At 47.5% G+C, this 3,239-nt stretch carries 3 protein-coding genes and 1 pseudogene; 1 reads left to right on the forward strand and 3 read right to left on the reverse strand.

All coding sequences use genetic code 11. The features are described from left to right. Positions 1–341: pseudogene (locus tag MHN01_RS21675) on the forward strand (FAD-dependent oxidoreductase); the annotation flags it as partial. A 100-nt stretch (positions 342–441) separates the two neighbouring features. On the opposite strand, the gene MHN01_RS21680 reads toward MHN01_RS21675, so the two are convergent. The 3 genes from MHN01_RS21680 to MHN01_RS21690 all read right to left on the reverse strand — a co-directional run bounded on the left by MHN01_RS21680 (position 442) and on the right by MHN01_RS21690 (position 2,792). Then, entirely contained in the window at positions 442–756 is a 315-nt protein-coding gene (locus MHN01_RS21680) for a cupin domain-containing protein (protein ID WP_239413377.1), read from the reverse strand. Positions 757–824: 68 nt separating this feature from the next. Further along, positions 825–1,490: a chromosome segregation ATPase gene (locus MHN01_RS21685; RefSeq protein WP_239413375.1), complete on the reverse strand. Its 666-nt coding sequence runs from the start codon at positions 1,488–1,490 to the stop codon at positions 825–827. 249 nt (positions 1,491–1,739) lie between these two features. After that, positions 1,740–2,792 carry a PTS transporter subunit IIC gene (locus MHN01_RS21690; RefSeq protein ID WP_255725396.1) on the reverse strand — a complete coding sequence of 351 codons (1,053 nt, stop codon included), beginning with the start codon at positions 2,790–2,792 and terminating at the stop codon, positions 1,740–1,742. Positions 2,793–3,239 lie beyond the last annotated feature (447 nt).

The following is a 3,239-nucleotide window of genomic DNA, read 5'->3' on the forward strand; positions in this document are numbered from 1 at the left end:
AGACGGCGACTGTCGGTGGAAAACCATTGTTTGGTGCTCAGCAGATCCCGGGGGATGATCCTTCTCTTAGAGCAGCAGATATCTCTTTCGCAGGTCGTCGTTATGCCAGGACAGAAATTGTCAAAGCATCTTCTGCTCTGTCGGCTGCAGAAGGGGTTATCCAACAGCTTGTGGATGAAGAACTACTGCCGAAGGTAAAACTAACACCCCAACCTCTGGAGAAGCAATTTCCTGTGACATCCGGGCTAAGCCAAGAGGAAGTTATTACCAAGGCGAAGGCATTAGCGTCAGAAAGGGGTTATCCGCAAGCCTTGGCAGGCCTTGTTCGATTTGAAGTGTGACCATTTACAGCCCAAACAGGTTCAACAAATCAATAAGGCCGATAAACCAATAAATTAAATAAAGCAGCTCAACATAGCAATCGTCTTAGCGAGCTGCTTGCTAACGGTAGAACACCGCTAACCATATGGTCTCTTGATCGGGTCTAGTCCATGACACCTGATGGCGCTGGTGGGCAGGGATATTCAAGTGGTCCCCTTCCTTCAGGTACACTTCCCGGCAGCCGTCTTCAAACATTATTCGTGCTTCGCCTTTAAGCACAACAACCCATTCGTGCTCATCTTGATCGTACCACTCATCCGTTGGCGTCGTATGACCTTTGGAAATAATACGTTCTATACGAACACTCGATGTGTTGACAATATCCTCAAACACTTCCTCTGGTAGTTCAGCCGGAATGTTGTCAAAAAGGTTCATCATTTCTCTCTCATAATGAAAAGGCGAGGTATCACCCCGCCTTGTAAATTACACTTACTTCTATTGCCCTACTGTTTCTTGGGTAGGTTAACTTCAATCTTTTGGTTAAGTGCTTCCAGCTCAGTCTTCAGTGCCGTTAATTGCGCTTCTTCATCAGCAACAGCCTTTATCTTAGCATCGTACTTATCGCAATCTGCCTGCGAAACCCAGTTCCAGCTTGTGCCCGACTTAAACTCGTCACACGGCTTCTTAAAGTCTTCAGCTACACGTTTGGCTTTCTTCACATCCGCTTCTGCCTTGGCTACCTGCTTTTGCAGCAGCAGCTGCTGTTGATACAGCTCTTTCGAATGACTCAGCACCACTTGCTGTTTTTCTGTCGCCGTCTCCAGTTCAACCACTTTGGTATCCAATTTCTTCTTGGTCACGACTAACTTTTTCCGCTGCTGCTTCAATTGAGCCAACTGTTTCTCATAATCGGCTTTCTGCTGCTCAAGCTCGGCCTGCTTGCTGGTCAATTGCTCGAATGCATTCTCAAGCTCTAAGGCCTTCTGTGTTTCCAGCTCTTCAAAACTTTCCTGTAGCGCCTGTTGCTTTTCAGCCAATACGGCATTTTTATGTAATAGCAGCTCATACTCTTCTTGGCTGGGGCCGGGGTTGCGGTTCCATACAGCCGAAGCCAGGATACTTCCCAATACAAACCCAACCACTAATGATACTTTCCAAGATGACATCATATCTTTTCAACCTGCTAAACAATTCGCCTTTCCTACTCAGCATCCGCCATTGCCCGATAGAGCATTAACTTCCTACAGAGTTCAGAATACTCTTAATATATGAATAATATCAGCTAGATAATCTCTTTGTGTCATGTTTACATCAAAACAGGCATAAATGTGATAAAACCCAACAAGAAATCCGGTTAATTTTGGCTCAGGCATAAAAAAGGAGCACTTATCATGCTCCTTATCAACTCAATTCACTGCCTACTTAGACGTCAGGTTGAGGGTCAAATCCCCCGGCTTTATCCACCCCGCCTTTCGCATCACTTCGGCTATCACCAAAGTAATAACCGCAGGAAGGATCAAATGCATCATAAGGACGGCGGTATAAATTTCACCGCTACTCCAACCGGCAGCATCTAGTGCGATAATTGACTGGATCTGGCCAACAAAGCCTGATGTCCCCATCCCTGCGCCCAACGGCGTGTTTTCCATAGCAAAGACCAGAGTCGCGATTGGGCCAAGAATGGCAGAAGCCAAAATTGGCGGATACCAGACTTTATGATTCTTGACGATATTTGGCATTTGCAACATTGATGTCCCCAAGCCCTGAGCCACGACGCCTGCCCAACGGTTTTCGCGAAAGCTCATTACGGCAAAGCCAACCATCTGTGCGCAGCAGCCGACAGTTGCCGCCCCTGCGGCCAGGCCATTCAAACTGAGCATGATAGCAATTGCCGCACTGCTGATAGGTAGCGTCAGCGCCATTCCCATTAGTACAGCAACAATCATCCCCATTAGCAGCGGCTGCAATTGTGTTGCATACATAATGAGATCGCCCAGCGCTGTCATTAGTGCACCAACCTGAGGACCAACGAGCGTTCCGACGATAACACCAACCACCACAGTCACTGCCGGCGTCAGCAAGATATCTATTTTCGTTTCGTTCGCAACCAGCTTACCGCATTCAGTCGCGGCGACTGATGCAATGTAGGCCCCGACAGGACCGCCCAATGCTGCCCCGGCAGCACCTGCTGTTGTTGCCGAAAACAACACCAATGGTGGTGCCTTCAAGGCATAGGCAATGGCCACACCGATTGCCGGGCCAGTCATTTGTTTAGCGATAGGCCATAACGTTTCAGAAAAAAGCGGGATCCCCAGCTTCATTCCAAGGGTATTTAGAATAGAGCCGATCAGCAGGGAAGAAAACAATCCTAGTGCCATATAGCTCATGGCATGAACAAAATATGTCCGAGCAGAAAAGTCTATGTTTTTCCGTTGAAGGAAGTCACCAAATTTGTGTTGTGCTAACTGCATGGTAATACGTCACTGTATATCGCAATGGGTCGATGTGAGCAAAAAAACTCAAAGTCGCTGATTTTACATGACTCCATCCATGCGAGCCATATTCAACCAAGTTATAGCCATTCCATCAGCATCTTAAAAAACATATAGTTGAGGTGTTGATAATATTCCCAACGGACATCGATTCCACTCCTGCCGTCTCCGGCGTGTCCATACCTCATAATATTTAAACCCACCACACATATTCAGGGGTTCACTTATTCAGCGGTATTTACTCGTTTGCACCTCGAACTTACCGTTAATCATCCCCACTACTCACAATTTGGAGCACACGATGACAACTTCTTCACCGGCACGGGTGCCATCAAGCTTCACTCGCCTCGCTGCTGCCATTGCACTGGTTCTCAGCCCGTTTCATCTACACGCCAAAACGGCACCGCAAATTATGACGGCACAGCC

Source organism: Photobacterium sp. OFAV2-7, from assembly GCF_022347985.1.
Taxonomy (GTDB): domain Bacteria; phylum Pseudomonadota; class Gammaproteobacteria; order Enterobacterales; family Vibrionaceae; genus Photobacterium.